Source organism: Streptomyces sp. NPDC008137 (assembly GCF_042957035.1).
Lineage (GTDB): Bacteria > Actinomycetota > Actinomycetes > Streptomycetales > Streptomycetaceae > Streptomyces.
Map to the genome: position 1 here is coordinate 120550 of NZ_JBIBHN010000021.1, position 24212 is coordinate 144761.

A 24212-nucleotide genomic window follows, 5' to 3' on the forward strand; every position below is an offset into this window, starting at 1 on the left:
CGCCCCTGAAGGCGCTTCCCTCAACCTCGTTCAAAGGAAACCGTCATGCGTAAGTCAACCCTCCGCCGCACCTGCGCGGTGTTCGCCACCGCCACCTCCCTCGCCCTGGCCCTCACGGCCTGCGGCGGTGGCACCACCAAGAAGGACGTGGCGAACGAAGGGGCGTCTGCCGCCACCGCCGGCAAGGCCGACCCGAACGCCGCCACCAAGAAGGGCCTCACCGTCGGGTTCCTGCCCAAGCAGGTCAACAACCCGTACTTCACCTCCGCCGACAAGGGCGGCGAGAAGGCCCTGAAGGAGCTGGGCTCCAACTACAAGGAGGTCGGTCCGTCCAGCGCCACCGACACCGCCGGGCAGGTCAGCTACGTCAACACGCTCACCCAGCAGCAGGTCGACGCGATGGCCGTCTCCGCGCAGGACCCGGGCGCCCTGTGCACCGCGCTCAAGCAGGCCATGAAGAACGGCATCAAGGTCGTCACCTACGACTCCGACACCACGGCCGGCTGCCGCAACGCCTTCGTCTCGCAGGCCTCCGCCGAGGACCTGGGCCGCACCGAGGTGCAGCTGCTCGCCAAGCAGCTCGACTACAAGGGCGAGATCGCGATCCTGTCCGCCGCGCAGACCGCGACGAACCAGAACACCTGGATCGACTTCATGAAGGACGAGCTGAAGAAGCCCGAGTACAAGAACATGAAGCTGGTGAAGACCGCGTACGGGAACGACGACGCCCAGCAGTCCTTCCAGCAGACCCAGGGCCTGCTCCAGGAGTACCCGAACCTGAAGGGGATCATCTCCCCGACCACCGTCGGCATCAAGGCCGCCGCCCAGTACCTGTCGGGCTCCAAGTACAAGGGCAAGGTCAAGCTGACCGGCCTCGGCACCCCCAACGACATGCGCAAGTACGTCAAGAACGGCACCGTCGAGGCGTTCGAGCTGTGGGACCCGGCCAAGCTCGGCGAGCTGGCGGCCCGTACCGCCGTCGCGCTGTCCTCCGGGCAGATCACCGGCAAGGAGGGCGAGACCTTCAAGGCCGGCTCCATGGGCGAGTACACCATCGGCAAGGACGGCGTCATCAGCCTCGGCAAGCCGACCGTCTTCAACGCCGAGAACATCGACCAGTTCAACTTCTGACACCTGGAGATCTGTTGATGCAGCGCGTGTGCTTCCTGCTGAAGGTCAGGGCGGACCGCCTCGACGAGTACCGCGAGCGGCACGCCACCGTGTGGCCCGAGATGCGCCAGGCGCTCATCGACACCGGCTGGCGCAACTACTCGCTGTTCCTGCGCGAGGACGGACTGCTGGTCGGCTATCTGGAGACCGAGGACTTCGCGGCCTCCCTGGCCGGAATGGAAGCCACCGACGTCAACGCCCGCTGGCAGGCGGAGATGGCGCCGTTCTTCGAGTCGCTGGACGGCGCCCGGCCCGACGAGGCCATGAAACCCCTCACGGAAGTGTTCCACCTCGCATGACGATGGAGTCCACGAGATGCACAGACGTACGCTGCTGGCCGCCGCCCTCGCCGGAGCCGTGGTGAGCCCCGCACTCGCCTCCGGCACCGCCCGGGCCGCCGACCCGGGCCCCTCCGTGACCCGGACCGGCACCACCACGCTCGACGGCCAGGCCGTCTTCTTCGTGTCGTACGACGGACTGGTCAACAACAACGCGTTCCAGAAGAACGGCCTGCTGACCTACAAGGGCTACCAGTACGCCGTCTGGTACACCGCCGACCGCAATGCCGTCGTCGGCCGCCGCGCTCTCGGTTCGGGCACCTGGTCCACCGTGAAGGTCGGGCACACCCTGCGGTACGACGACTCCCACAACGTCATCTCCATGGGCGTGTCCAGGGTCGACGGCCGGCTGCATCTCAACATGGACTCCCACAGCGACGGCTTCACCTACGTCAAGTCCGTCGCCGGGCTCATGGACAACCCGGGCGGGCTGAGCTGGACCGCCGCCCGTTTCGGGTCGCCGCAGTCGACCCTGGACGGCCTGGCACTGACGTCGCAGTTCACCTACCCGCAGTTCGTCTCCACGCCCGAGGGCCGGCTCCAGCTGAGCTACCGCGTCGCCGTCTCCGGCAACGGCCGCAACGCGCTGGCCGAGTACGACGGCACCAAGTGGACCAACCTGGGCGAGTGGTCCAGCTCGACGGGCACCTACACCAGCGAGCACGGCTCCTCGACCGCCCGGAACATGTACCTGCACGGCATCGACTACGACCGGAACGGGCGGCTGCACTCCTTCTTCACCTGGCGTGAGCAGAACGGCGCCGTGATGTGCAACGGCGGAGGCATCAGCAACCACGACACCGGCTACGTCTACTCCGACGACCGGGGGCGCACCTGGCGCAACAACGCCGGAACCGTCGTGGGTGTGACGGGCGGCTCCGACAAGGTGTCCGTGAACGACACCGGCCTGGTCGTCGACCCGCTCAATGCGGACCACTCCCTGATGAACCAGGAGAGCCAGTTCACCGACTCCGCGGGCCGGCCGCACGCGATCATCTCCTACGTCCCCGGCCGCTTCGGCCAGTGCACCACGAACTACGTCGCGAACCGGACCGCGGGCGGCCGGGCATTCCACGTCCGCAGGAACGCCTCCGGCACCTGGCAGAAGACCGAGATCCCCGTCCCGCTGAACTCCAGCCAGCGCACCAAGCTGATCCTGGACAAGTACGACAACGCCTACGCGGTCTTCCCTTTCGGCCGGATCGCCGGCGCCTCCGCGGCCTCCGGGTACACCGACTGGAAGATCCTGTTCGACGGCAGTGGGCTCAACGCCTTCGGCGAGGTCGTCATCGACGAGACCCGGGTCGCTCAGGACGGCGTGCTGTCCTTCATGTACCAGGAGAAATCCAGCGGTACGACGCCCTCGGCGCTGCACGTCGCCGACTTCCGGCTGCCCGCCTGACCGGACCCGGTCGCCGGGGCGGCATGCCGGTAATGTGAAGCCGCTCCGGCCGCCGCCCCCTCTTTCCCCCTGCTTGGAGGTCCCTGTCCGATGTCCCAGTCGGTGGGTATCAAGGACGTCGCCCGTGCCGCCGGAGTCTCCGTCGGCACGGTGTCGAACGTGATCAACCGCCCGGACACGGTCGCGACCGAGACCCGGGCCCGCGTGCAGTCCGCGATAGACCGGCTCGGCTACGTCCGCAGCGAGTCCGCGCGCCAGCTGCGCGCGGGCCGCAGCCGGATCATGGGGCTGCTCGTCCTCGACATGGGCAACCCCTTCTTCGTCGACGTGGCACGCGGCGCCGAGCGCGCCGCCCGTCAGGCCGGACTCGGCGTGATGGTCTGCAACAGCGCCCAGAACCCGGGGGAGGAGGCCGACTATCTGTCGCTCTTCGCCGAGCAGCGTGTGCGCGGTGTGCTGCTCACCCCCGCCGACGCCACGGGGCGCAACATCGAGGCGTTCCGCCGGCACGGCATCCCGTTCGTCCTGGTCGACCGGGTCGCCGAGGGCACCACGGAGTGCTCGGTCTCCGTCGACGACGTCGCCGGCGGCGCCCTGGCGGTACGCCATCTCGTCGACGCCGGGCACCGCTCGATCGCTTATGTCAGCGGCCCGCCCGGCCTCAACCAGGTCCGCGACCGGCGCACGGGCGCCCTGGAAGCGCTCGCCGAGGCCGGACTCGGGCCCGAGGCGCTGCGCGAGCTGCCCACCGAACGGCTGGACGTCGCCGCGGGCCGCGACGCCGGAGCCCGGCTGCTCGGTCTCGCCGACCGGCCGACCGCCGTGTTCTGCGCCAACGACCTGCTCGCCCTCGGCGTCCTGCAGGCCATGTACGCGGCGGGCGTGGGTGTCCCCGACGACCTCGCCATCGTCGGCTACGACGACATCGAGTTCGCGGCCGCCGCCGCCGTTCCGCTCACCTCCGTACGGCAGCCCGCCGTCACCATGGGCGCCATGGCGGCCGATCTGCTCCTGGAGGAGACGGAGGAGGAAGGCGCGGCGCGGCCTCACGAGCACCGCCGGGTCGTCCTCCAGCCGGAACTGGTGGTCCGCCGCTCCAGTCTGTCCGCCCGCTGAGGCCTGTCGCCGGCCCCGGGGCCTGAACGGCCGTTCAGCAGGGTTTCATGATCCGAAGGGCCCACCCGAGGACGTTCCCTGTGATGAACTGGGACGCGGTCCGAAAGTCCGTCCGTCCCGGGAGCCCTGTTGACCGTCAGCTACCGCCAGCCCGGAGTCGTCCTCACCGACCGCCGCTTCACCGTCCCCCTCGACCACGACCACCCCGGGGGCGACACGATCGAGCTGTACGCCCGCGAGGTCGTGGCGAGCGACAAGGCCCACCAGGACCTGCCCTGGCTGCTCTATCTGCAGGGCGGCCCCGGCTTCGGCGCGGACCGCTCCGTCGGCAGGCCCGGCTGGCTGGGCAGGGCCCTGAAGGAGTTCCGCGTCCTGCTCCTCGACCAGCGCGGCACCGGCCACTCCACGCCCGCCAACCGGCAGACGCTCCCGCTGCGCGGCGGCCCCGCCGAGCAGGCCGACTACCTCACCCGCTTCCGCGCCGACTCGATCGTCCGCGACTGCGAGGCCATCCGCCCGCTGGTCACGGGCGGCGCGCCCTGGACCGTCCTCGGCCAGAGCTTCGGCGGCTTCTGCGCGACCAGCTACCTCTCCCTCGCCCCCGAGGGCCTGGCCACCGCCGTGATCACCGGCGGGCTGCCCGCCCTGGACGCCCACGCCGACGACGTCTACCGGGCCGCCTTCCCGCGCGTCGAACGCAAGGTGGCCGCCCATTACGCCCGCTACCCGCAGGACGCCGAACGCGCCCGCCGGATCGCCGACCACCTGCTGACCCACGACGTGGTCCTGCCCAACGGCTACCGGCTCACCGTCGAGGCGTTCCAGTCCCTCGGCATCCTCCTCGGCACCGGCGACGGAACCCACCGCCTCCACTACCTCCTGGAGGACGCCTTCGTCCGCACGCCGCAGGGCTTCACCCTGTCCGACGCCTTCCAGGAGCAGACGCAGGGCATGCTGTCCTATGCCCGCCACCCGCTGTACGCCCTCGTCCACGAGTCGATCTACGGCCAGGACGGCCGGCCCACCGCCTGGTCGGCCGAGCGGGTCCGCGCCGAGTTCCCGCAGTTCGACGCCGCCAAGGCGCTCGCGGGTGACGAGCCGCTGCTGTTCACCGGCGAGTCGATCCACCCCTGGATGTTCGACTGCGACCCGGCCCTGCGCCCCCTGCGCGAGACCGCGGACCTGCTCGCCGCCCGCACCGACTGGACACCCCTGTACGACGCGGCCCGGCTGGCCGCCAACAAGGTGCCGGTCGTCGCGGCCGTCTACCACGACGACATGTACGTCGACACGGCCCACTCCCTGCGGACCGCCCGCGCGATCCGCGGCCTGCGCACCTGGATCACGGACGAGTTCGAGCACGACGGCGTGCGCACCGGCGGCACCCGCGTCCTCGACCGGCTGCTGGCCATGGCGCGTGACGAGGCCTGAGACCGGCGGCCCGGACTAGTCTGCCGACATGACGACCACTCAACTCCAGCCCATGCCCGAAGACTGGCGGCGTGCCCTCGCGGTCGTGGCCCACCCGGACGACCTCGAGTACGGCTGCTCGGCGGCGATCGCGGCCTGGACCGACGGGGGCCGCGAGGTCGCCTATGTGCTGGCGACCCGGGGCGAGGCGGGCATCGACACGCTGGAGCCGGAGAAGTGCGGCCCGCTGCGGGAGCGCGAGCAGCGGGCGAGCGCGGCGGTGGTCGGTGTCTCGGCCGTGGAGTTCCTCGACCACGAGGACGGCGTCATCGAGTACGGCACCGCCCTGCGCCGCGACATCGCCGCCGCGATCCGCCGGCACCGGCCCGAGCTGGTCATCACCCTCAACCACCGGGACACCTGGGGCGGCGTCGCCTGGAACACCCCGGACCACGTCGCCGTCGGCCGTGCCACGCTCGACGCGGCAGGCGACGCCGGCAACCGGTGGATCTTCCCGGAACTCGTCGAGCAGGGCCTGGAGCCGTGGGACGGAGTGCGCTGGGTCGCCGTCGCCGGTTCCAGCACACCCACCCACGCCGTCGACGCGACGTCCGGTCTGGAGCGCGCGGTGGCCTCGCTGCTCGAACACCGCACCTACATCGAGGTGCTGACCGACCAGGACCCGGAAACCTACGTCCGCGGCTTCCTGACCCAGCACGCCGAGGCCACGGGCGAGCGCTTCGGGGGCAGGCCGGCGGTGGCGTTCGAACTGTTCAGCAGATGACGGGGGAGAGCATGACAGGCAGCGCGGAACTGGCGGACCGGTTCGAGGAGCACCGCGGGCACCTCAGAGCCGTCGCGTACCGCATGCTGGGTTCGCTGACCGAGGCGGAGGACGCCGTCCAGGAGGCATGGCTGCGGCTGAGCCGCACCGAACCGGACGACATCCAGAACCTCGGCGGCTGGCTCACCACGGTGACCGGCCGCATCTGCCTCGACCTCCTGCGCTCGCGCACCGCGCGCCGTGAGGAGCCGATGGGCGACGTCTTCGTCCCGGACCCGGTGCTCAGGCCCCTGTCACACGTCGACCCGGCTGAGGAGGTGCTCCAGGCCGACTCGGTGGGCCTGGCCCTGCTGGTTGTCCTGGAGAACCTGGAGCCCGCCGAACGGCTCGCCTTCGTGCTGCACGACATGTTCGCCGTGCCGTTCGACGACATCGCGCCGGTGGTGGAGCGCAGCCCGGCCGCGACCCGGCAGCTGGCGAGCCGTGCCCGGCGCCGGGTGCGCGGTGCCACCCCGTCGGCCGAGCCGGACCTCGGACGGCAGAAGGAGGTGCTCGACGCCTTTCTGGCCGCCTCGCGCGGCGGCGATTTCGAGGCGCTGCTCGCGCTGCTGCACCCGGATGTGGTGCTGCGGGCCGACTCGGGTGCCCTGGTGCGGGGCGCGGCCGCGTCCAAGTTGGTCCAGGGCGCGAAGACGGTGGCGGAGCAGGCGCTCATGTTCGCCCGGTACGCGACGTCCGCGCGGCTGGTGCTGGTCAACGGCTCGGTCGGCGTCGTCCACGCGCCCGAGGGACGCGTGCAGTCGGTCATGGGGGTCACGATCGCCGACGGCCGGATCACCGGCATGTACATCTTGGCCGACCCGGAGCGTCTGGAACGTCTGGAGGTGCCCGGACGCACGGGCTGACCGGCGTTCTTCGTTTTGTACGCTGAACGTCATGCGAGATCACCAAGCCGCGCGAGCGGAACTGCGCGGCGACTGCGAACGGTGCTTCGGGCTGTGCTGTGTCGCCCTGCCCTTCGCGCGGTCGGCCGACTTCGCGGTCGACAAGGACGCCGGTACGCCCTGCCGCAACCTCCAGGACGACCACCGCTGCGGTATCCACGCCGGACTGCGGCAGAAAGGATTCACCGGCTGCACCGTCTACGACTGTTTCGGCGCCGGACAGCAGGTCTCGCAGATCACCTTCGGCGGGCGGGACTGGAGGTCCGGGCCCGCGGAGCACGCCCGCCGCATGTTCGACGTGTTTCCGGTCGTCCGGCAGTTGCACGAGCTGCTGTGGTACCTGACCGAGGCGCTCGCCCTGCCCGCGGCCCGCCCGGTCCACGCCGAGTTGCGCGAGGCGCTGGAGAAGACCGAGGAGCTGACCGACGGGAGTCCCGGGGAACTCGCCGCGCTGGACGTGGCGGCGCACCGCCAGGAGATCAACGTCCTGCTGCTGCGGACGAGCGAGCTGGCCAGAGCCGGCACCCAGGGTGGCAAGAAGAAGAACCGCCGGGGCGCGGACCTCATGGGCGCCCGACTCAAGGGCGCTGATCTGCGCGGCGCCAACCTTCGCGGCGCCTACCTCATCGCCGCCGACCTCACCGGCGCGGACCTGCGGGGCGCCGACCTGATCGGCGCCGACCTGCGCGACGCGGATCTCACGGACGCCGACCTGACCGGCGCGTTCTTCCTCACCCAGCCGCAGCTGAACGCGGCCCGGGGGAGTGCCGGGACCCGGCTGCCGGAGTCAGTCACCCGCCCCGGGCACTGGACGGCGCAGGTCTGAGGCGGGCTCCCGCGCCGGGGTCCGGCGCTCCGGATGCAGCCGCAGACCCTCCGGCATCAGCGTCAGCCGCTCCGTGACGCGCAGCCGGTAATCCGGGTCGGAGCGCAGCTCGTAGCGACGCAGCAGCAGACCGAGGACCAACGTCGCCTCGTGCAGCGCGAACTGGCGCCCGATGCACGCCCGCGCCCCGGTCCCGAACGGCTTGAAGGTGTGCGGGGCGCGGGACCGCACGGCCTGCGCGTCGAAGCGGTCCGGATCGAATCGTTCGGCGTCCGCGCCCCACACCTCGGGGTCACGGTGCAGCATCGGCGTCAGCACCAGCGCCCACGCCCCGCGCCGCATGGGGTGCTCCCCGGCCAGCATGGTGTCCTCGCGTGCCTCCCGGGCGAAGGCGGGCGCCGTGGGCCACAGCCGCAGCGACTCGTCCAGCACCCGGCGGACGTAGCGCAGTCTGGCGACCTGCTCATAGGCCGGCTCCGTCGTGTCGCCCCACACCCGGTCCACCTCGGCGCGGGCCCGCGCCGAGGCCTCGGGGTGCCGGGAGAGGTAGTGCAGGGCGAAGGAGAGAGCGCCCGAGGTGGTCTCGTGGCCCGCGACGAGGAAGGTGATCACCTGACGGCGGACGTTCTCCGGCGAGAGCCGCTCCCCGGTCTCCGGGTGGGCCGTCTCCAGCATTCTGTCCAGCAGGTCGCCCTCGCCGCCGCCGTTGGCGCGCCGGGCCCGGACCAGCTCGTCGACGGTGCTGTCGAGGTGGGCGATGTCGGCCGCGTTGCGGCGGCTCGCGCTCCGCAGCAGCAGCGGGGCCAGCGGGAAGGGCACGGTGTTGAGCCGCTGCGCATATGTCAGCGTCCCGACCATCGCGGTCACGAAGGGGTGCGGCCGGGAGCGCTCGAACGACCCGAAGTCGTGCCCGAAGCCGGTCCGGGCGATCGTCTCCAGCGTCAGCTTCGTCATGTCGCCGGGCACGTCCACCGTCCGGCCCGTCGCCGCCGCCCGGTCCCAGTGCTCCGTGAGCCGCCGCGCGACGTCCAGCATCATCGGGTGGTAGCCGGCCATGGCCTCGCGGCTGAATCCCGGGGCGAGCACGTCATGCGCCAACTGCCAGTTCGGCTCGTGGTTGTACGCCGTGAACAGGCCGTCCCCGGCGACCGGCCGCAGATTGGCGATACCGAGCCCCACGTGCTTGGCGAACCGCGACTCGTCCGCGAGATCGGCCGCGTGCCGGGCGCCCCACACGAACACGAACTCCTTGCCGAAGGCCTTCCGCCGGAAGACCGGCCCCAGCTGCCGGGCGTACCGCAGCGAGTCCTGCAGGGGAGTACGCCGGTTCACGCCCACCACATCACCGAGCAGCGGGACCCTGCGCGGCGGATGCGGAATGCGGTCCAGCTCGGGCCAGCCCAGCTCGGCACTCCGGAACCCCTTGGGCCCCGCGGTCCCTATCGGCGCCTCCGTCATGACGCGATCTCCCTTGATCCGGCAGCCGGTTCGCACATGGTGTGCGTGTTGTACGTGGGTTCAATAGCGCGGTTCAGTCTGGTCCCGCTGTTGAACCGGCGTCAAGTAAAGTGCGGGCATGGCCGCGAACCAGGGCGGGCGCACCCGCCGCCGGCTCAGCACCGAGGAGCGCCGGGAGCAGCTCCTGTCGGTCGGGGCGCGGCTGTTCTCGGAGAGCCCGTACGACGACGTGTGGATCGAGCGGGTCGCCGAGATCGCCGGGGTGTCGCGGGGCCTGCTGTACCACTACTTCCCGACCAAGCGCGACTTCTTCGCGGCGGTCGTGGAGCGCGAGAGCGGGCGGATGCTGCGCATGACGGCTGCGGTTCCGGGCGTCCCGGTGCGCGAGCAACTCGCGGCCGGTCTCGACACGTTCCTGGAGTACGTCCGGGCCCACGCGCACGGCTATCGCGCCTTCCATCGTGCCGACGCGGCCGGGGACCAGGCGGTGCGGCGGGTCTACCAGCGGGCCCTGGCCGCGCAGGAGCGGCAGATCCTCGCCGCGCTCGCCGCTGACCCCGAGTTCGGCCCGGCCTTCGAGGAGCGGCCGGAGGTGCGGCTCGCCGTGCGCGGGTGGCTGGCGTTCACCACGGCCGTCTGCCTGGAGTGGCTGCGCGACGCGGAGTTGGGTCGGGAGCAGGTGCGGGAGCTGTGCGCTCGTGCCCTGCTGGGTGTGCTCACTCCCTGAAAGGCCTCGTAAAGATCACGTGACGTGGTTGGCTCACACCCCGATCTTCGGTAAGTTAGGCAAGGCTTACCTAAGGAGGTTCGGGATGGGTGACGACAGCCAAAGCTGGACGGCGGCCCCTGCCGCGGCGGAGCGGGCACGCTCGGTGCTCGCCGCCGCGTGGTCTTGCTCGGTGACCGCGGAGGGCACGCGGGAGGAGCTGGTCGGCGCGCACACGCTGACCGAGGACGGCAGGGTACTCGTGACCGTGCCGGAGGACAGCGCCCTGCTCGCGGCCGCGATCTGCGCGCCCCGCGGCGAGCCGTCCGCGGTGCTGGAGTTCGCCGATGTCGCGCCCGTGCCCGTGCGGGGCCGGATCCGCGCGCGGCTGTGGCTCGCGGGCTGGTTCGCCGTCGAGGAGGGGCAGCTGGCCTTCACACCCACCCGTGTCGTACTGCGGCAGCCGTCCGGTGCCGTGGTCGTGGACCTCGACGACTTCGCCGCCGCCGTGCCCGACCCGCTCACCACGGCCGAGGCCCGGCTGCTGACGCACCTCGCCGACTGCCACGCCGACGCGGTCGAACGGCTCACCCGGCTCGTCGAGCACGACAGCCTGCACGGCGCGGTCCGCGTCCAGCCGCTCGCCGTGGACCGGCACGGACTGACGCTGCGCATCGAACGGGCCCGTGCCCACGGCGACGTACGCCTGGCGTTCCACGCGCCCGCCGACGACGTCGCGCAGCTCACCGAGCGCATGCACGTCCTGCTCACACAGGCGAGCGCCGCGTCCTGCCCGCGGGCGCTACAGCGGCAGCGCACAGACGGCGACGGGTGAGGGAAACGGTTCTCCGGCGCGCCGCAGCGCACCGCTCTTCTCGTCCACGTGGAAGACGGTGACGGTGCCGGACTTCTGGTTCGCCGCGAACAGCAGCGTGCCCTCCGGCGAGAAGGCGATCTGGCGGGGGAAGTCCCCCTCCACCGGCACGGTGTCCAGCAGCCTGAGCCGGGCACCGTCCGCCTCGATCGCATAGCGCGTGAGGCTGTTGGCGCCGCGGTTGGCGAGGTAGGCGAAGCGGCCGTTCGCGGTCACCAGGATCTGCGCGGGGTAGCTCGTGCCCGCCCCCGTGCCCGTGGACTGCGGCTCGCCGACGCGCACGCGTCCCGACGCGGGGTCGTAGGAGCAGACCGCCACCGTGTTGTCGACCTCGTCGGCAAGGTAGGCGTACCGGCCGCCGGGGTGGAAGGTGAGGTGACGCGGTCCCGCGCCCGACCGGGCCCGCGCCCGCGACACCTCGGTGAGCGTGCCGCCCTTCTCGTCGAGCCGGTACGTGTAGACGGTGTCGTTGCCGAGGTCCACGGCGAGCACATGCCGCCCGTCGGGGCTGGTGAAGACCTGGTGGGCGTGCGGGCCGTCCTGGCCCGGACCGGGCGGCGGACTGGAATGCCGGACGAGGTCGGTGCGCTCGCCGAGGGCTCCCGAGGAGTCGATCGGGTGCACGGCCACGCTGCCCGAGCCGTAGTTCGCACTGAGCAGCCAGCGCCCGCCCGGATGCACCGACAGATGGCAGGGGGCCGCGCCCCCGGTGCTCCGGCTGCCCAGCACCTTCCGGTCGGCCAGCCGGACGGCGGTCACGGCGCCGTCCTCGGATTCGTCCACCGCGTACAGCGTGCGGCGGTCCGGGTGGATCGCGAGATACGACGGGTCGCCGACGCCGGTGATCGTGCCGCTGCCGGTGATGCGGCCCGTCGCCGCGTCGTAGGCGGCCAGGCCGATGCCCTTGCCGCCGCCCTCGACGGAGGTGTACGTGCCGAGGTACAGGGGGCGGGGCCCAGATGGCCGCCGGGCCTCTGCGGACGGACTCGGCGCGGGGGCCGAGGGGGTTGTCGAGTCCGACGGCGCGGGCGCCTTGTCGCAGGCCGGGAGCGCCGCCGCGGCGGATCCTCCTGCCAGCGCGCCGACGAACCGGCGCCTGCTCCAGCCACCACTGCCCATGTCGCCCCTCAGGTCGTCACTCGTCCCCGTCGCGACAGCCACCTTCGCGTGGATCACCCACCGGGTGCAACAACGGCACCGCGCGTTGCGCGATACGCAACGCGAAGTGCCGACTGTCAGCGGGAACGCCCGTCGAACCCGGCGCGGTTGCGCCACAGCTGTTCCGTGACGCCCAGCCGCTCGCGCAGACGCGTCAGCCGGGGCATCCGCGCGCGCTGCTCGCGTGACACGCGGTCCAGTTCCTCGAACAGGCGCCGGGTGCGGTGCTCGGTGTCGAGTTCGTCGAGGATGCGGTTGACCTCCGTCAGGACGGCGCCCGGAAGCTGCCAGTGGCCGGGGTCGCGCTCGGCCTCCTCGCGCAGCAGCAGGCCCAGCTTGTCGCGGGTGCCCGCCGCGGTGTGCAGTTCCGCGGCGAGACGTTCCTCGGCCGACTCGGCACTCGTGCTGAGGTGGGTGGTGACCAGCACCGCGAAGCTCACCACGGCGTCGGCGACCTCGGACAGCAGCTGTTCCAGGGCGGCGCCCGTCTCGGGCTCGAACAGCGGCTTGGGCTCGCGCGCCTTCGCGAGATCGGTGAGGGAGCGCGCGAGCACGCGCAGGACGACCGTGCAGATCTCCAGCGTGTCCAGGCCGGTGCGCATCACCACCCGGTGCAGCACGCTGTCCTGCACACGCGGGTTGAGCCGCAGGCTGTCCTCGGCCTGCCGCAGGGCGGCATCCACCTCGACGATGTCGTGGTCCAGGCGCCGGGCCTCGTGCAGTTGCTCCGCCGCGCGGTCCACGGGCGTACCGCCGGCGGCCTCCTCGCCCATGCGCAGCATCAGCTGCCGCAGCCGGCGCGCCAGCCCCTCGATCGACTCGCCCGCCTCCTCCACCCACACCGGCGGAGCCAGCAGCAGATTGCACGCGAGCCCGACGCTCGCGCCGATCAGCGTCTCCACCACCCGGGCCCAGGCGGTGTTCCCGACGGTGGTGACCCCGAGGACCAGCATCGCGCTGATCGCCACCTCGGGGACGTACTCCTCCACCCGGACCAGCCGCCCCACGACCAGCGCGGCCAGCAGGAGCAGCGCCAGGCTCCACCAGGTCAGGCCCACCAGCAGGCTGAACGCGATGGCGACGAGGACTCCCGTGACCACGGCGTTCACCCGGCGGAAGCCGTTGGTGAGCGTGGCGTACAGCGTCACCTGGACGACCAGCAGCGCGGTCAGGGGAGCGGTGAGAGGTGCGGCCGTCGGCTCGGGGCTCAGCCGGAGCGCGATGACGTACGCGATCGTCGCCGCGGTCGCGGACCGGAACGTCTGGACGACCACGGGATCCCGGCGCTTGTGCATGATCCGAGTGGCGTGCGCCGTCCACTCACGTACCTCTCGCATCCTCGGGCCGTTCCCCTTCGCCTGGCGCATCGAACGCATCCATGAAGGACGTTAGCGCCGCGGGAAAACGGGGGCGACCGTGGACGCTCAGGCGGACACCTTGTCGAGAAAGGCGGCCAGCCCCTCCGTGGTCCGGTCGATCTGCTCCGCCAGGGTGAGGCTCTCCTCAAGGCGGGAGCCGCTCTCCGGCACCTTCTTCCCGCGTACGTAGAGGGAACAGGCGAGATCGGTGCATATGTACACCCCGACGGAGTTCCCCTCACGCCCGGCCGCCCCGGCCTTCCGTGCGGTCATCAGCGAGACCCCGCCCCTCGGGTGCGTCGTCAGGCACAGCGAACACATGCTGCGCTGCAGGGACCCCCGCTGCGCGGGCTGGAACCGCATCGTCACCCCGACGAGCCGCCCGTCCCGCTCGGTCACGAGATAGCTCCGATCGGGCGCTCCCGGATCCCGCCATCCGAGGAAGTCGAGATCGTCCCAGGGGCGTTCCCCGAGATCCCGGGGGACGGCCAAGCGCTTGGCCTCTCCTTTCGAGCAGTTGATGAACGAGGTGCGGATGTCCTGCTCGGTGAGCGGCTTCATGGGAGGGCTCCTGGTTCTCTTCGGCGTTCTCTTCGGCCATACCTAGGGGTCCTAGGTTTCGCGGGCCAGGTCAGGTTAGACAGCCGCGGCGAACGGGGCGAGTGGATTTCCGGGAGGCCGCCTCACTCCGGCTCCGCCGCCGAGACCTCCGGCGGCCACACCCCTGGGGCCAGTACCCCCAGGGCGTAGGCGCGGGCCACCAGTTCCGTGCGGTTGGCCGCCTGCCAGCGCGAGGACAGGCGGCGGAGGTGGTACGTCACGCCGTCGGTGGTGAGGCCGGTCTCGCGGGCGGCCCGGGCCGTGGTGGCGCCCGCCGCCAGCAGGGCCAGGATGCGGGCCTCCGCAGGGGTGACGCGTTCGGCGGGCGGGGCGCTTCGGGCCTCGTGCTCGCCGTCCTCGTGCTCGCCGTCCACCCGCAGCATCACCAGCAGCGCGGGCGTCTCCTCCACCGTGTCGCTCACCGGGTCCGCGGTCAGCTCCCCGTACCGCTCCGCCCCACCGGGCGCCCGCCAGCGCACGGACACCTGGTACCGCGAGCGGTGCCGCAGCCGCAGCGCCTCGGCGATCCGCTCCACCTGCGTCGCCTCCCGGGGGCTGAACAGGTCCAGCACGTCACACCCGCGCAGCCGCCCCGGTGTCGTACCGCACTCCGCGGCCATCGCCGGGTTCGCGAGCAGGACCGCGCCGTACACATCGCACACCGCGACCGGCATCGCGACCCGGTCGAAGAGGAGCAGGGCGCGGTTGCGCCAGATCACGGCCTCCTGCCGGGCCAGGTCCACGAGCATCTCCTGCCACGCCGGGTCGCTCCCGCGCAAGAGCGACGCGTCTGCGCGCACTACACAATCATGTAGGGCCGCCGCGTCGTCCGCCCGGCCCCGTGGATCACGCTGGATCGCAGTACTTCCGTACCGCGAAAGGCAGTTGCCGCGTCATGCCCCCCACCGGACAGACCTCCCGCCCCGCAGCCCCCTTGGCCGACATCCCCGTCGCCGACATCTCCGCCTCCGGACCCGGGGGCGCGCCCATCCAGCAGGCCATGGACCTGATGCGCGAGCACGGGCCCGCGTTCGTCCGGCGGCTGTACGGGCGGGACACCCTGTTCGTGGGCGACCTGGACCTGGTCGCCGAACTCGCGGACGAGCAGCGGTTCGCCAAGCACATCGGGCCCGGACTGGAGAACGTCCGCGAATTCGCCGCCGACGGCCTGTTCACCGCCTACAACGACGAGCCCAACTGGGCCAAGGCCCACGACATCCTCATGCCCGCCTTCGCGCTGGGCTCGATGCGGACGTACCACCCCGTGATGCTGCGGGTCGCCCAGCGGCTCATCGACTCCTGGGACCGCGACGCCGCCGTCGGCAAGCCCGTCGACGTGCCCGGCGACATGACCCGCATGACACTCGACACCATCGGGCTGGCCGGCTTCGGATTCGACTTCGGCTCCTTCGAGCGGGCCGAGCCGCACCCCTTCGTCGAGTCGATGGTCCGCTGCCTGGAATGGAGCATGACCCGCCTCGCCCGCGTCCCGGGCCAGGACTACTCGGCGCAGGACGCGGCCTTCCGCGACGACTCCGCCTACCTCGCCCAGGTCGTCGACGAGGTCATCGCCGCCCGCACCGGCACCGACCAGAGCCAGGCCGACGACCTCCTCGGCCTGATGCTCACCGCCGAGCACCCGGCCGACGGCACCACCCTCGACACGGCCAACATCCGCAACCAGGTCATCACCTTCCTGATCGCCGGTCACGAGACCACCTCCGGCGCCATGTCCTTCGCGCTGTACTACCTCGCCAAGCACCCCACCGCACTCCAGATGGTGCAGCGCGAGGTCGACGAGATGTGGGGCGACGCGGCGGACGTCGAGCCGACGTACGACGAGGTCGGCCGGCTGACCTACACCCGCCAGGTCCTCAACGAGGCGCTCCGGCTCTGGCCCACGGCCGCCGTGTTCGCCCGGCAGGCCCGCGAGGACACACTGCTCGGCGGCCGGATCCCGATGCGCGCCGGGGACTCCGCCCTGGTGCTCACGCCGATGCTGCACCGGCAGCCCGTCTGGGGCGACAACCCCGAGCTGTTCGACCCCTCCCGCTTCACCGCCGAGGCGGAGGCGGAGCGCCCGGTGCACGCCTTCAAGCCGTTCGGCACCGGTGAGCGCGCCTGCATCGGACGCCAGTTCGCGCTGCACGAGGCGACCATGCTGCTGGCCATGCTCGTCCACCGCTACCGGCTGGGCGACCACGCCGACTACCGGCTCGACATCAAGGAGACCCTCACCCTCAAGCCCGAGGGCTTCACCCTCGCGCTCACCCCGCGCACCTCCGCCGACCGCGTCCACACGCCGCTGCCCGGCGCCACCCCCCTCCAGGACACCGGAGCGGCGGAGCCGCAGGACCTGCCCGCGCGCGTCCGCCCCGGCACCGCCGCCCTCTTTCTGCACGGCAGCAACTACGGCACCTGCCGCGACTTCGCCGCCCAGCTCGCCGACGAGGCCGCCACCGTCGGCTGCGAGACCCAGGTGGCAGCCCTGGACGCCTACGCCGGCGGCCTGCCCACCGACCGGCCCGTCGTCATCACCGCCGCCTCCTACAACGGCCGCCCCACCGACGACGCCACCGCCTTCGCCGCCCGCCTCGAAGAGGACCACGACCTGTCCGGCGTGACGTACGCGGTGCTCGGCGTCGGCGACCGCAACTGGGCGGCTACCTACCAGCACGTCCCCACCCGGATCGACGAGCGGCTCGCGGAGTCCGGCGCCACCCGGCTCCTCGACCGCGCCGCCGCCGACGCCTCCGGCGACCTCACCGGCACCGTCCGGGAGTTCACGGCGGCCCTGCGCACCGCCCTCCTGCGGCAGTACGGCGACCCGGACGCCACGACCCCGGACCCCGAGCCCACGGCCGCCTACGAGGTCCGCACCCTGACCGGCGGCCCGCTGGACGCCCTCGCCGAACGGCACGAACTCGTCCCCATGAAGGTCACCGAGGCCTACGACCTCACCGCGCCCGGCTACGCACGCCGCAAGCGGTTCCTCCGCGTCGCCCTCCCCGAAGGCGTCACCTACCGCACGGCCGACCACCTCACCGTGCTGCCCGCCAACGACCCGGAACTCGTCACCCGCACCGCCACCGCGCTCGGCCTCGACCTCGACACCGTCCTGGACATCCGCGCCACCCGCCCCCGCCGCGACGGCATCGCCGTCGACCGGCCCGTGACGGTACGACAGCTCCTCACCCACCACGTGGAGCTGCAGGAGCGCCCGAGCGCCGGGCAGCTCGCCGCGCTCGCCGCCGCCAACCCCTGCCCGCCGGAGCGCGCGGCCCTGGCCGCCCTCACCGACGACCCGCGCACCCTGGTGGAGATCCTCGAGGACCACCCGGCCCTGCGGGGCGCCCTGGACTGGCCGCAACTCCTCGACCTCCTCACCCCGCTGCGCCCCCGGCACTACTCCATCTCCTCCTCGCCCGCCGTCGACCCCGGCCAGGTGGACCTGATGGTGTCGCTGCTGCGGGCACCCGCCCGCTCCGGCAAGGGCGTCTACCGGGGTACCGGATCCGGCCACCTCAACACGGTCGAGCCGGGCGACACGATCTACGCGCGCGTGCAGCCGTGCCGGGAGGCCTTCCGCATCGACGCCACCGGCGGATCCGCACCCGTCGTCATGGTCGCGGCCGGCACCGGCCTCGCCCCGTTCCGCGGCGCCATCGCCGACCGCACGGCAGCCCTCGCGGCGGGCGCCGAACTCGCCCCCGCCGTCTGCTACTTCGGCTGCGACGCCCCCGACGCCGACTTCATGCACGCCGACGAACTGGGCGCCGCGGATTCGGCCGGGGCCGTATCGCTGCGCCCCGCCTTCAGCGAGACGCCCGAGGGCGAGGTGCGGTTCGTACAGCACCGCATCGCCGCCGAGGCCGAGGAGGTCTGGGCCCTGCTGGACGCCGGAGCGCGGGTGTACGTCTGCGGCGACGGTTCGCGGATGGCGCCCGGCGTGCGGGAGGCGTTCCGTACCCTGTACCGCAAGTACGCACCGGCGGTCGACGGCGCCGATGAGACGGCCGCCGAGCAGTGGCTCGACGGGCTGGTGGCGGACGGGCGCTACGTCGAGGACGTGTACGCGGCCGGCTGACCGAAACCGCGGGGGAGGGGTGGGCACACGGTGGTGGACTCCTGGGAACGGGCCCGGCACATCCTGGAGGCGGCGGGCCTGGACCCCGGGCGCCTCGCCCGCCTCCGCCCGCTGACCGGCGGCACGTACAACACCGTCGAGGAACTCCGCCTCACCGACGGCACCCGCTATGTGGTGAAGATCCCGCCCGCCGCCACGGTCCCCGGCCTCCGGCACGAGCGCCGACTGCTCGTGTCGGAGGCCGAGTTCTACCGTTCGGCCGCCCGCGCCGGCGTCCCCGCGCCGCGGCTGGTGTCCATGGACGACGACTTCCTGCTGATGACGGCCTGCCCCGGCGACCCCTGGGACGACTCCCTCACCGCGGCGGAGCAGACCGCACTGCGCACCGAGCTGGGACGCCGGACCGCTCGTCTGCACCAGGTGACGGGCCCCGGCTTCGGCTATCCCTCCGGTGCCCTCGGCCCGCTCGCCCCCGACTGGCGGAGCGCGTTCACAGTCATGTTCGACGCCGTCCTCGACGACGCCCGGCGCTACGAGGCCTGGCTGCCCCGCCCGGCCGCCGCGGTGGCCCGTACCGCCCGCTCCGCGTACGGCGCCCTCGACGAGGTGACCGTCGCGTGCCTGGTCCACTTCGACCTGTGGCGGGGCAACATCCTCGTCGACCGTTCCGAGGGAGCGGCCCGCGTCGGCGGGCTCATCGACGGGGAGCGCATGTTCTGGGGCGACCCCCTCGCCGACTTCGTCTCCCTGGCGCTGCTGGGGGACATCAAGGAGGACGAGGCGTTCCTGTCGGGCTACCGGGAGTCCGGAGGCCGGGCCGACTTCGACACCCCGGCCCGTCTCCGTCTCGCCCTGTACCGCGCCTATCTGTACCTGATCATGCTCACCGAGACGGTTCCGCGCGAGGCCGGCGAGGACCAGGTGCGCTGGGTGCGGGAGACGGTCGCCCCGGAACTCGTCGCGGCCCTGGACGAGCTCGACGGCTGAGGTTTCGCAGGTCACGGCGGAGGTACTCGCGTGGCGCCCGAACCACGAAGGGAGTATGTCGTGACCGACCACCGCCTCGAAGGACCCGGCGAGAACGGTGAGCCCGTCCCGCGGGACATGCCGGACCAGCAGGCCGACACAGGCGAGGACCCGTGGGAGGTCGCCCCGCGCTTCACGGGCACCGGCGAGGACGAGAAGGACGGCGAGGACCGCGCCGACGAGCCCGCCGGCGACGTCCCCGGCACGGACGAGGCGGGGACGGGCAGGCAGGGGGAGGAGCCGCAGCCGGGAACGGTGCACCCCGAACATCCGGTGCCGGACGAGCCCGCCGACTGAGCGCCCCTGAGCGCCCCTGAGCGCCCCTGAGCGCCGATGGCCGCAGCCGCCTGTGGGGGCCGGCTGCGGCCATCGGTTGAGCGCACGTTGACCGTGGGGCAGGTTGAGCGCGGGAAGGGGGGCCGGGGTGGCCCGAGGTCAGCCCACCTTGTGTCCCCGCATCGGTTCCGTCGGCGCGCCCGCACCCTGCTGGAGCCCCTGCAGGAACTGCTCCAGCACCTCCGGCGCCGTGTGCTCCGGCCGCCAGCCGAGCTCCCCGCGCGCGTGGGCGCAGTCCATCAGGGGCAGCCGCAGCACCGCGTCGAACAGGTGCGGTGAGGCGGGCAGCAGGCGCAGGCCCCAGGCGGCGGCGATCGCCGAACGGGCCGCGGTGCGCGGCAGCCGCACCGGGCGTGCGCCGAACATCCTGCCCAGGAGCTCCGCGTCGACCGTCGGCTCGGCCGCCAGGTTGAACGCGCCCCGGGCTTCGGAGTGCACCGCCAGCCGGTACGCGTGCGCCGCGTCGTCCGTGTGCAGCGCCTGCAACCGCAGGCCCGCGATGTCGGGCAGGAAGGGCAGCAGCTCCGGACGGGCCGCCGGGCCCGGCAGAAAGCGCCCGCCGAAGATACGGCGCTGCTCACTCGCGGACTCCCGCCGGAAGAGGAAGGCGGGCCGCATCCGCACCACCCGCGTCCCGGGATGATCGCGCTCGAACGTGTCCAGCGCACGCTCCAGGTAGGCCTTCTCCCGGCAGTACGCGGCGTCCGGCCAGCCGTGCGTCGGCCATGACTCGTCCACCGTCCGGTCCTTGGGACCCGGGGAGTACGCGCCGACCGACGAGGCGTGCACCAGCGCCGGCACCCCCGCGGCGGCCACCGCATCGAACACCCGCATGCTGCCGAGCACATTGGTGCGCCAGGTCTTCGCGGGGTCGTGCGTCGGCTGGAACGCCCAGGCCAGATGGATGACCGCGTCGGCACCCGTGAACCGCTCCACGAGGTCGGACTCCGCGAAGGCCAGATCGACCGCGGACCAGTCCGTCTTCGGCGGAGACCACTCGGGGATCCGCCGGGCCAGTCCCAGCACGGAGGCGACCTCCGGATCCTCGGAGAGAAGGCGCACCAGGCTGGTGCCCACATTGCCGGTGGCGCCCGTGACAACAACCCTCTTGCCCGTTCCGCTGCTCACCTTCCGCTCCTCTCGGCCGCATGGTTCCGCCGGCGCTGACCGAGTACCCGGGGGGCACGGAAGTCACCGCACCCGGTCGTCCGGAACGGTCTCGGCCCACAGGTTCTCCGCCTGGAGCAGCAGCGTGCCCAGCACCGCCGTGTGCGCGGCCCCCTCCCCGGCGTACCGGCGCAGGGTCTCCTGCAGCTCCTGGTGCAGCTCCCGCATGGCCTCCTCGGTCTCCTTGTCCGGGCGGGGCCGCACGCTGCCGTCGAGCAGACTGTCCGCCTCGGTGCGGCAGGCCTCCCCGATCAGGTCCAGCAGACGCGCGTACGCGTCGAGGGCCGGGCCCTCGGGCGGGGCGGGTGTCCGGGCGTCGTCCACGGACACCGCCAGGGCCCGGGTCAGAGCGGTCACGTGCCCGGTGACCCGGCCGAACCGCTCGTCCTCGTCCACCGGCGGCAGGGCACCTCCGTGGGGCACGCGGTGCAGGGCACGCAGCGGGCCGTAGGTCAGGCGCAGGCTCTCCTGGCTCCACCGGCGCGCCGAGCGAAGCGCCTCCAGCCGGTGGTCCAGCCGGGACGACGAGCCGAGCCAGCCGACCGCGGTCCCCGCGTCCCACTCGCCCTCGCGCAGATCGGCGGCGACGGTGCGCAGGACGTCGCCCGCCTCCCGGGCGAGGGCCGCCAGGTTCTCCCGTACGTCCCGCAGATGGACCGGCGGCAGGACCAGCGCGTTGACCGCGACGCCGATGACGGCGCCCAGCGCCGCCTGTCCCACCCGGTGCCCGACGCTCGACATGCTCACCGAGCCCGCGGTGAGGGTGAACAGCGCGGTGGTCGCCGCGTAGATGCCCTGGTCGCCGAAGCGGGACCAGTTCGCGAGCAGCATCAGCACCGGGACGGACAGGGCGAGCGCGCCCGTCGTGTCGCCGGTGAGCGCCTGCGCGGCCGAGGCCAGCACGGTGCCGACGCAGATCGCCCCGAACTGCCGCGCGCCCTGCACCAGCGAGCTGTAGACGGTGGCCTGCACCAGCACCAGTGCCACCCATGGCGCCATCAGCGCCAGCGGGTCTCCCATCCAGACGCCGCCCACTACCCAGGCGAGCACCGCCGCCGCGGCGGCCTTGAGTGACTGGACGACCAGATCGCGTTCCCGCCCGGGCCCCTTCCAGGCGGCTCGCAGGGCGTCCCAGGCGGCCCGTGTCTCCCGCCGCACGGAGTCCACCGGCCGGGTATCGCGGGCCCCCTGCCCCAGCGTGCGGATCCTTCCCCGTCCCTGATCGGCCGACGAGCCTCCGTCACGCCTCCTCATGCCTGCCTCATGCCAGCCTCATGCCAGCGGGCTGCCGCGGAGGGAGGACAGCAGGTGCGCGGGGTCGGCGTAGACCGCCTCCGCGCCGGACTTCTCCAGGTCGGTGCGCGGGATGCCGCCGCACAGCAGACCCACACACCGCACCCCGGCGCGGCTGCCCGCGAGCATGTCCCACACGGTGTCGCCGACGAAGACCGCCCGCTCCGCCGGCACCCCGGCCAGCTCCAGCGCGTGCTCCACCGGCTCGGGCGCCGGCTTGCCCTCGTCGACGTCGTCGGCGCTCGCCGTCGCGGTGATGGCGTCGTCCGCGTCGATGGCCCGGCGCAGCGCGCTCAGCTCGGCGCCGCCCGCCGAGGTGGCCAGCACCACCGCCCAGCCCTCCCGGTGCAGCCGGCGCAGCAGCGGACCTGCCCCGGGCAGCGCGGGCAGCCGGTCGACGTACTGCCCGTACAGCGCCTTGTGGGCGGCGCTGATGCCGGCGTCCTGGTCCGTGTCGCGGCTGTCTCCCAGCAGGTGGGCGACGAGGTCGGTGGAGGGCAGGCCCACGGCCCGGTGAACGGCGTGCATCGGCACCTGGTGGCCCGACTGTCGCAACGCCTCCCACCACGTCACGACGTGCAGATGGTTGGTGTCGACCAGAGTGCCGTCGACATCGAACACGGCCGCCCGTTCGGCGCTGTCCATGGGTGCGGTCCCTTCCTCGCCGGTCCTCTCCGGCTCGCCCGGGTACCACCTCAGCCGCCCGCCACGCCGGACGGCACCCGCCGCTCACGGGTCCAGGCCAGCAGCTCGTCGAGGGACCACGTCGTCACCACACGCTCCGGCGGAACCCCGCACTCCTCCGCCCGCGCGCACCCGTTGATCTGCCAGTCCAGCTGCCCCGGCGCGTGCGCGTCGGTGTCGACGGAGAACAGCAGCCCCGCGGCCACGGCCCGGCGCAGCAGCCGCCGTGGCGGGTCGAGCCGCTCCGGCCTGCTGTTGATCTCCAGGGCCGTGCCGGTCTCCGCGCACGCCGCGAACACCTCGTCCGCGTCGAACTCCGACTCGGGCCGTCCCCGCCCGGTCACCAGCCGCCCCGTGCAGTGCCCGAGCACGTCGGAGTGCGGATCGTGTACGGCGGCCACCATCCGCCGGGTCATCGACCGGGCGTCCATCCGCAGCTTGGAGTGCACCGACACCACCACGACATCGAGCCGGTCCAGCAGCTCCGGCTCCTGGTCGAGCGAGCCGTCCTCGAGGATGTCGCACTCGATGCCGGTCAGCAGCCGGAACGGCGCCCAGGTCCCGTTCAGCTCCGCCACCACGTCCAACTGCTCCCGCAGCCGCTCGGCCGTGAGGCCACGCGCCACCGTCAGCCGCGGCGAGTGGTCGGTCAGCGCCGCCCACTCGTGGCCCAGCGCCGCCGCGGCCCGGCCCATCTCCTCGATCGGGCTGCCGCCGTCCGACCAGTCGGAATGCAGATGGCAGTCCCCGCGCAGCAGCTCCCGCAGCCGCTCGCCGCCCCGCACGGGGGGCCGCTCCTCGGCCTCGTCCTCCAGCGTGCGCAGATAGCCGGGCTCCTGCCCGGCCAGCGCCTCCCGCACCACCTGCGCGGTCTTCGGCCCGACGCCCTTCAGCGACTCCAGCGAACCGTCCGCCGCCCGCCGGCGCACCTCGTCGTCGCCCAGTTCCTTCAGCACCCGGGCCGCCGTACGGAAGGCGCGCACCCGGTACGTCGGTGCCAGGGACCGCTCCAGCAGGAAGGCGATCCGGTCCAGTGCCTCGACGGGATCCATCGCCACCTCCACCTCAAGGGTTCCCCAGCCCCCGGCGGACCGCACAACGTGGGCTTGAACCCCGCGCTGTCGCCGGTTGCGCTCTACCCTCGATGCATGACCGAAAGCGCGAGCCCGTACATATCCCACCCGCGGATCATGGTGCTCGGGGTGCAGCCGGGCACACCGCCGTTCCGGATCGTGGAGATCGACGGCCAGGTGGTCGGGGAGGCCAAGGCCGCCACCGACGTACTGGCGGCGGCGGCCGCGTTCGGCATCACGGTCCACGACATGGACGACCCGGACGTGGTCCGCTGGGTGGGCGGAGACAAGTACACCTGGACCCTGCACTAAAGGGTGTTGCAGAAGGCTTGGTGGCGGGCATGGCTGAGCAACGCCTGACGTGCTGTTTCACCCGGCTAGGGCGAGGTTGTGCATGGTGGC

Annotated in this window: 23 protein-coding genes; 14 read left to right on the top strand and 9 right to left on the bottom strand. The window is 72.5% G+C overall.

Annotated elements, in window-relative coordinates; translation table 11 throughout:
* The first annotated feature begins 45 nt into the window (after positions 1-45).
* The 8 genes from rhaS (at position 46) to ACFZBT_RS28280 (ending at position 7990) form a co-directional block, all read left to right on the top strand.
* Positions 46-1131, top strand: a complete 1086-nt coding sequence (gene rhaS / locus ACFZBT_RS28245) for a rhamnose ABC transporter substrate-binding protein (protein ID WP_391108997.1) — start codon at positions 46-48, stop codon at positions 1129-1131.
* Positions 1132-1148: 17 nt separating this feature from the next.
* Positions 1149-1469: an L-rhamnose mutarotase gene (locus ACFZBT_RS28250; RefSeq protein ID WP_391109000.1), complete on the top strand. Its 321-nt coding sequence runs from the start codon at positions 1149-1151 to the stop codon at positions 1467-1469.
* A 16-nt stretch (positions 1470-1485) separates the two neighbouring features.
* Entirely contained in the window at positions 1486-2910 is a 1425-nt protein-coding gene (locus ACFZBT_RS28255; RefSeq protein WP_391109003.1) for a BNR-4 repeat-containing protein, read from the top strand.
* A gap of 90 nt (positions 2911-3000) precedes the next feature.
* Positions 3001-4026, top strand: coding sequence for a substrate-binding domain-containing protein (locus tag ACFZBT_RS28260; protein WP_391109006.1), 1026 nt, complete (start codon positions 3001-3003; stop codon positions 4024-4026).
* A 129-nt stretch (positions 4027-4155) separates the two neighbouring features.
* On the top strand, positions 4156-5457 hold the full coding sequence (locus ACFZBT_RS28265; protein ID WP_391109009.1) for an alpha/beta fold hydrolase: 1302 nt from the start codon (positions 4156-4158) through the stop codon (positions 5455-5457).
* Between the two features lie 28 nt (positions 5458-5485).
* Positions 5486-6220 (top strand): PIG-L family deacetylase, encoded by a 735-nt coding sequence (locus ACFZBT_RS28270; RefSeq protein ID WP_391109012.1) that lies wholly within the window; start codon positions 5486-5488, stop codon positions 6218-6220.
* Between the two features lie 11 nt (positions 6221-6231).
* On the top strand, positions 6232-7125 hold the full coding sequence (sigJ, locus tag ACFZBT_RS28275; protein ID WP_391109015.1) for an RNA polymerase sigma factor SigJ: 894 nt from the start codon (positions 6232-6234) through the stop codon (positions 7123-7125).
* 31 nt (positions 7126-7156) lie between these two features.
* Positions 7157-7990: a pentapeptide repeat-containing protein gene (locus tag ACFZBT_RS28280; RefSeq protein ID WP_391109018.1), complete on the top strand. Its 834-nt coding sequence runs from the start codon at positions 7157-7159 to the stop codon at positions 7988-7990.
* On the opposite strand, the gene ACFZBT_RS28285 is transcribed toward ACFZBT_RS28280, so the two are convergent.
* Positions 7952-9448 (bottom strand): cytochrome P450, encoded by a 1497-nt coding sequence (locus ACFZBT_RS28285; protein WP_391109021.1) that lies wholly within the window; start codon positions 9446-9448, stop codon positions 7952-7954. The two genes, ACFZBT_RS28280 and ACFZBT_RS28285, sit on opposite strands and share 39 nt — an antisense overlap.
* 118 nt (positions 9449-9566) lie before the next feature.
* Between ACFZBT_RS28285 and ACFZBT_RS28290 the strand changes: the two genes are divergently transcribed.
* Together ACFZBT_RS28290 and ACFZBT_RS28295 are read left to right on the top strand one after the other, a co-directional pair.
* A complete protein-coding gene (locus ACFZBT_RS28290) occupies positions 9567-10175 on the top strand; it encodes a TetR family transcriptional regulator (RefSeq protein WP_391109024.1) in 609 nt (202 codons plus the stop codon).
* Positions 10176-10260: 85 nt separating this feature from the next.
* Entirely contained in the window at positions 10261-10989 is a 729-nt protein-coding gene (locus ACFZBT_RS28295; protein WP_391109027.1) for a DUF2470 domain-containing protein, read from the top strand.
* On the opposite strand, the gene ACFZBT_RS28300 is transcribed toward ACFZBT_RS28295, so the two are convergent.
* The 4 genes from ACFZBT_RS28300 to ACFZBT_RS28315 all read right to left on the bottom strand — a co-directional run bounded on the left by ACFZBT_RS28300 (position 10957) and on the right by ACFZBT_RS28315 (position 14893).
* Entirely contained in the window at positions 10957-12147 is a 1191-nt protein-coding gene (locus ACFZBT_RS28300) for a beta-propeller fold lactonase family protein (RefSeq protein WP_391109080.1), read from the bottom strand. The two genes, ACFZBT_RS28295 and ACFZBT_RS28300, sit on opposite strands and share 33 nt — an antisense overlap.
* Positions 12148-12263: 116 nt before the next feature.
* Complete coding sequence (locus ACFZBT_RS28305) at positions 12264-13523, bottom strand: FUSC family protein (protein WP_391109030.1); 1260 nt, start codon at positions 13521-13523, stop codon at positions 12264-12266.
* A gap of 87 nt (positions 13524-13610) precedes the next feature.
* Positions 13611-14105, bottom strand: coding sequence for an FBP domain-containing protein (locus tag ACFZBT_RS28310; RefSeq protein ID WP_391109032.1), 495 nt, complete (start codon positions 14103-14105; stop codon positions 13611-13613).
* A gap of 122 nt (positions 14106-14227) precedes the next feature.
* A complete protein-coding gene (locus ACFZBT_RS28315; RefSeq protein ID WP_391109082.1) occupies positions 14228-14893 on the bottom strand; it encodes a PAS domain S-box protein in 666 nt (221 codons plus the stop codon).
* 146 nt (positions 14894-15039) lie between these two features.
* Here ACFZBT_RS28315 and ACFZBT_RS28320 point away from each other — a divergent pair, with 146 nt between their 5' ends.
* Genes ACFZBT_RS28320 through ACFZBT_RS28330 form a run of 3 tightly spaced genes read left to right on the top strand, consistent with a single transcriptional unit; the run spans position 15040 to position 19554 of the window.
* Positions 15040-18231 carry a cytochrome P450 gene (locus tag ACFZBT_RS28320; protein WP_391109035.1) on the top strand — a complete coding sequence of 1064 codons (3192 nt, stop codon included), beginning with the start codon at positions 15040-15042 and terminating at the stop codon, positions 18229-18231.
* Between the two features lie 30 nt (positions 18232-18261).
* On the top strand, positions 18262-19218 hold the full coding sequence (locus ACFZBT_RS28325) for a phosphotransferase (RefSeq protein WP_391109038.1): 957 nt from the start codon (positions 18262-18264) through the stop codon (positions 19216-19218).
* Positions 19219-19278: 60 nt separating this feature from the next.
* Positions 19279-19554, top strand: coding sequence for a hypothetical protein (locus ACFZBT_RS28330; RefSeq protein WP_391109042.1), 276 nt, complete (start codon positions 19279-19281; stop codon positions 19552-19554).
* A 138-nt stretch (positions 19555-19692) separates the two neighbouring features.
* Here ACFZBT_RS28330 and ACFZBT_RS28335 read toward each other — a convergent pair whose 3' ends face one another.
* From ACFZBT_RS28335 to ACFZBT_RS28350, 4 genes are all read right to left on the bottom strand, one after another.
* Positions 19693-20721 (bottom strand): NAD-dependent epimerase/dehydratase family protein, encoded by a 1029-nt coding sequence (locus ACFZBT_RS28335; RefSeq protein ID WP_391109045.1) that lies wholly within the window; start codon positions 20719-20721, stop codon positions 19693-19695.
* Positions 20722-20784: 63 nt separating this feature from the next.
* Complete coding sequence (locus ACFZBT_RS28340; protein ID WP_391109048.1) at positions 20785-21927, bottom strand: aromatic acid exporter family protein; 1143 nt, start codon at positions 21925-21927, stop codon at positions 20785-20787.
* Between the two features lie 105 nt (positions 21928-22032).
* On the bottom strand, positions 22033-22698 hold the full coding sequence (locus tag ACFZBT_RS28345; protein WP_391109050.1) for an HAD-IA family hydrolase: 666 nt from the start codon (positions 22696-22698) through the stop codon (positions 22033-22035).
* Positions 22699-22748: 50 nt separating this feature from the next.
* Complete coding sequence (locus tag ACFZBT_RS28350; RefSeq protein ID WP_391109053.1) at positions 22749-23789, bottom strand: PHP domain-containing protein; 1041 nt, start codon at positions 23787-23789, stop codon at positions 22749-22751.
* A 96-nt stretch (positions 23790-23885) separates the two neighbouring features.
* Between ACFZBT_RS28350 and ACFZBT_RS28355 the strand changes: the two genes are divergently transcribed.
* Entirely contained in the window at positions 23886-24122 is a 237-nt protein-coding gene (locus ACFZBT_RS28355; RefSeq protein WP_391109056.1) for a hypothetical protein, read from the top strand.
* Positions 24123-24212: the final 90 nt, after the last annotated feature.

Excerpts from the sequence above, each read along its gene's own strand:
- rhaS (WP_391108997.1), top strand. The coding sequence starts at position 46 with ATGCGTAAGTCAACCCTCCGCCGCACCTGCGCGGTGTTCGCCACCGCC.
- ACFZBT_RS28250 (WP_391109000.1), top strand. The coding sequence starts at position 1,149 with ATGCAGCGCGTGTGCTTCCTGCTGAAGGTCAGGGCGGACCGCCTCGAC.
- ACFZBT_RS28255 (WP_391109003.1), top strand. The coding sequence starts at position 1,486 with ATGCACAGACGTACGCTGCTGGCCGCCGCCCTCGCCGGAGCCGTGGTG.
- ACFZBT_RS28260 (WP_391109006.1), top strand. The coding sequence starts at position 3,001 with ATGTCCCAGTCGGTGGGTATCAAGGACGTCGCCCGTGCCGCCGGAGTC.
- ACFZBT_RS28270 (WP_391109012.1), top strand. The coding sequence starts at position 5,486 with ATGACGACCACTCAACTCCAGCCCATGCCCGAAGACTGGCGGCGTGCC.
- sigJ (WP_391109015.1), top strand. The coding sequence starts at position 6,232 with ATGACAGGCAGCGCGGAACTGGCGGACCGGTTCGAGGAGCACCGCGGG.
- ACFZBT_RS28280 (WP_391109018.1), top strand. The coding sequence starts at position 7,157 with ATGCGAGATCACCAAGCCGCGCGAGCGGAACTGCGCGGCGACTGCGAA.
- ACFZBT_RS28285 (WP_391109021.1), bottom strand. The coding sequence starts at position 9,448 with ATGACGGAGGCGCCGATAGGGACCGCGGGGCCCAAGGGGTTCCGGAGT.
- ACFZBT_RS28290 (WP_391109024.1), top strand. The coding sequence starts at position 9,567 with ATGGCCGCGAACCAGGGCGGGCGCACCCGCCGCCGGCTCAGCACCGAG.
- ACFZBT_RS28295 (WP_391109027.1), top strand. The coding sequence starts at position 10,261 with ATGGGTGACGACAGCCAAAGCTGGACGGCGGCCCCTGCCGCGGCGGAG.
- ACFZBT_RS28300 (WP_391109080.1), bottom strand. The coding sequence starts at position 12,147 with ATGGGCAGTGGTGGCTGGAGCAGGCGCCGGTTCGTCGGCGCGCTGGCA.
- ACFZBT_RS28305 (WP_391109030.1), bottom strand. The coding sequence starts at position 13,523 with ATGCGAGAGGTACGTGAGTGGACGGCGCACGCCACTCGGATCATGCAC.
- ACFZBT_RS28310 (WP_391109032.1), bottom strand. The coding sequence starts at position 14,105 with ATGAAGCCGCTCACCGAGCAGGACATCCGCACCTCGTTCATCAACTGC.
- ACFZBT_RS28315 (WP_391109082.1), bottom strand. The coding sequence starts at position 14,893 with ATGCTCGTGGACCTGGCCCGGCAGGAGGCCGTGATCTGGCGCAACCGC.
- ACFZBT_RS28320 (WP_391109035.1), top strand. The coding sequence starts at position 15,040 with ATGCCCCCCACCGGACAGACCTCCCGCCCCGCAGCCCCCTTGGCCGAC.
- ACFZBT_RS28345 (WP_391109050.1), bottom strand. The coding sequence starts at position 22,698 with ATGGACAGCGCCGAACGGGCGGCCGTGTTCGATGTCGACGGCACTCTG.
- ACFZBT_RS28350 (WP_391109053.1), bottom strand. The coding sequence starts at position 23,789 with ATGGATCCCGTCGAGGCACTGGACCGGATCGCCTTCCTGCTGGAGCGG.
- ACFZBT_RS28355 (WP_391109056.1), top strand. The coding sequence starts at position 23,886 with ATGACCGAAAGCGCGAGCCCGTACATATCCCACCCGCGGATCATGGTG.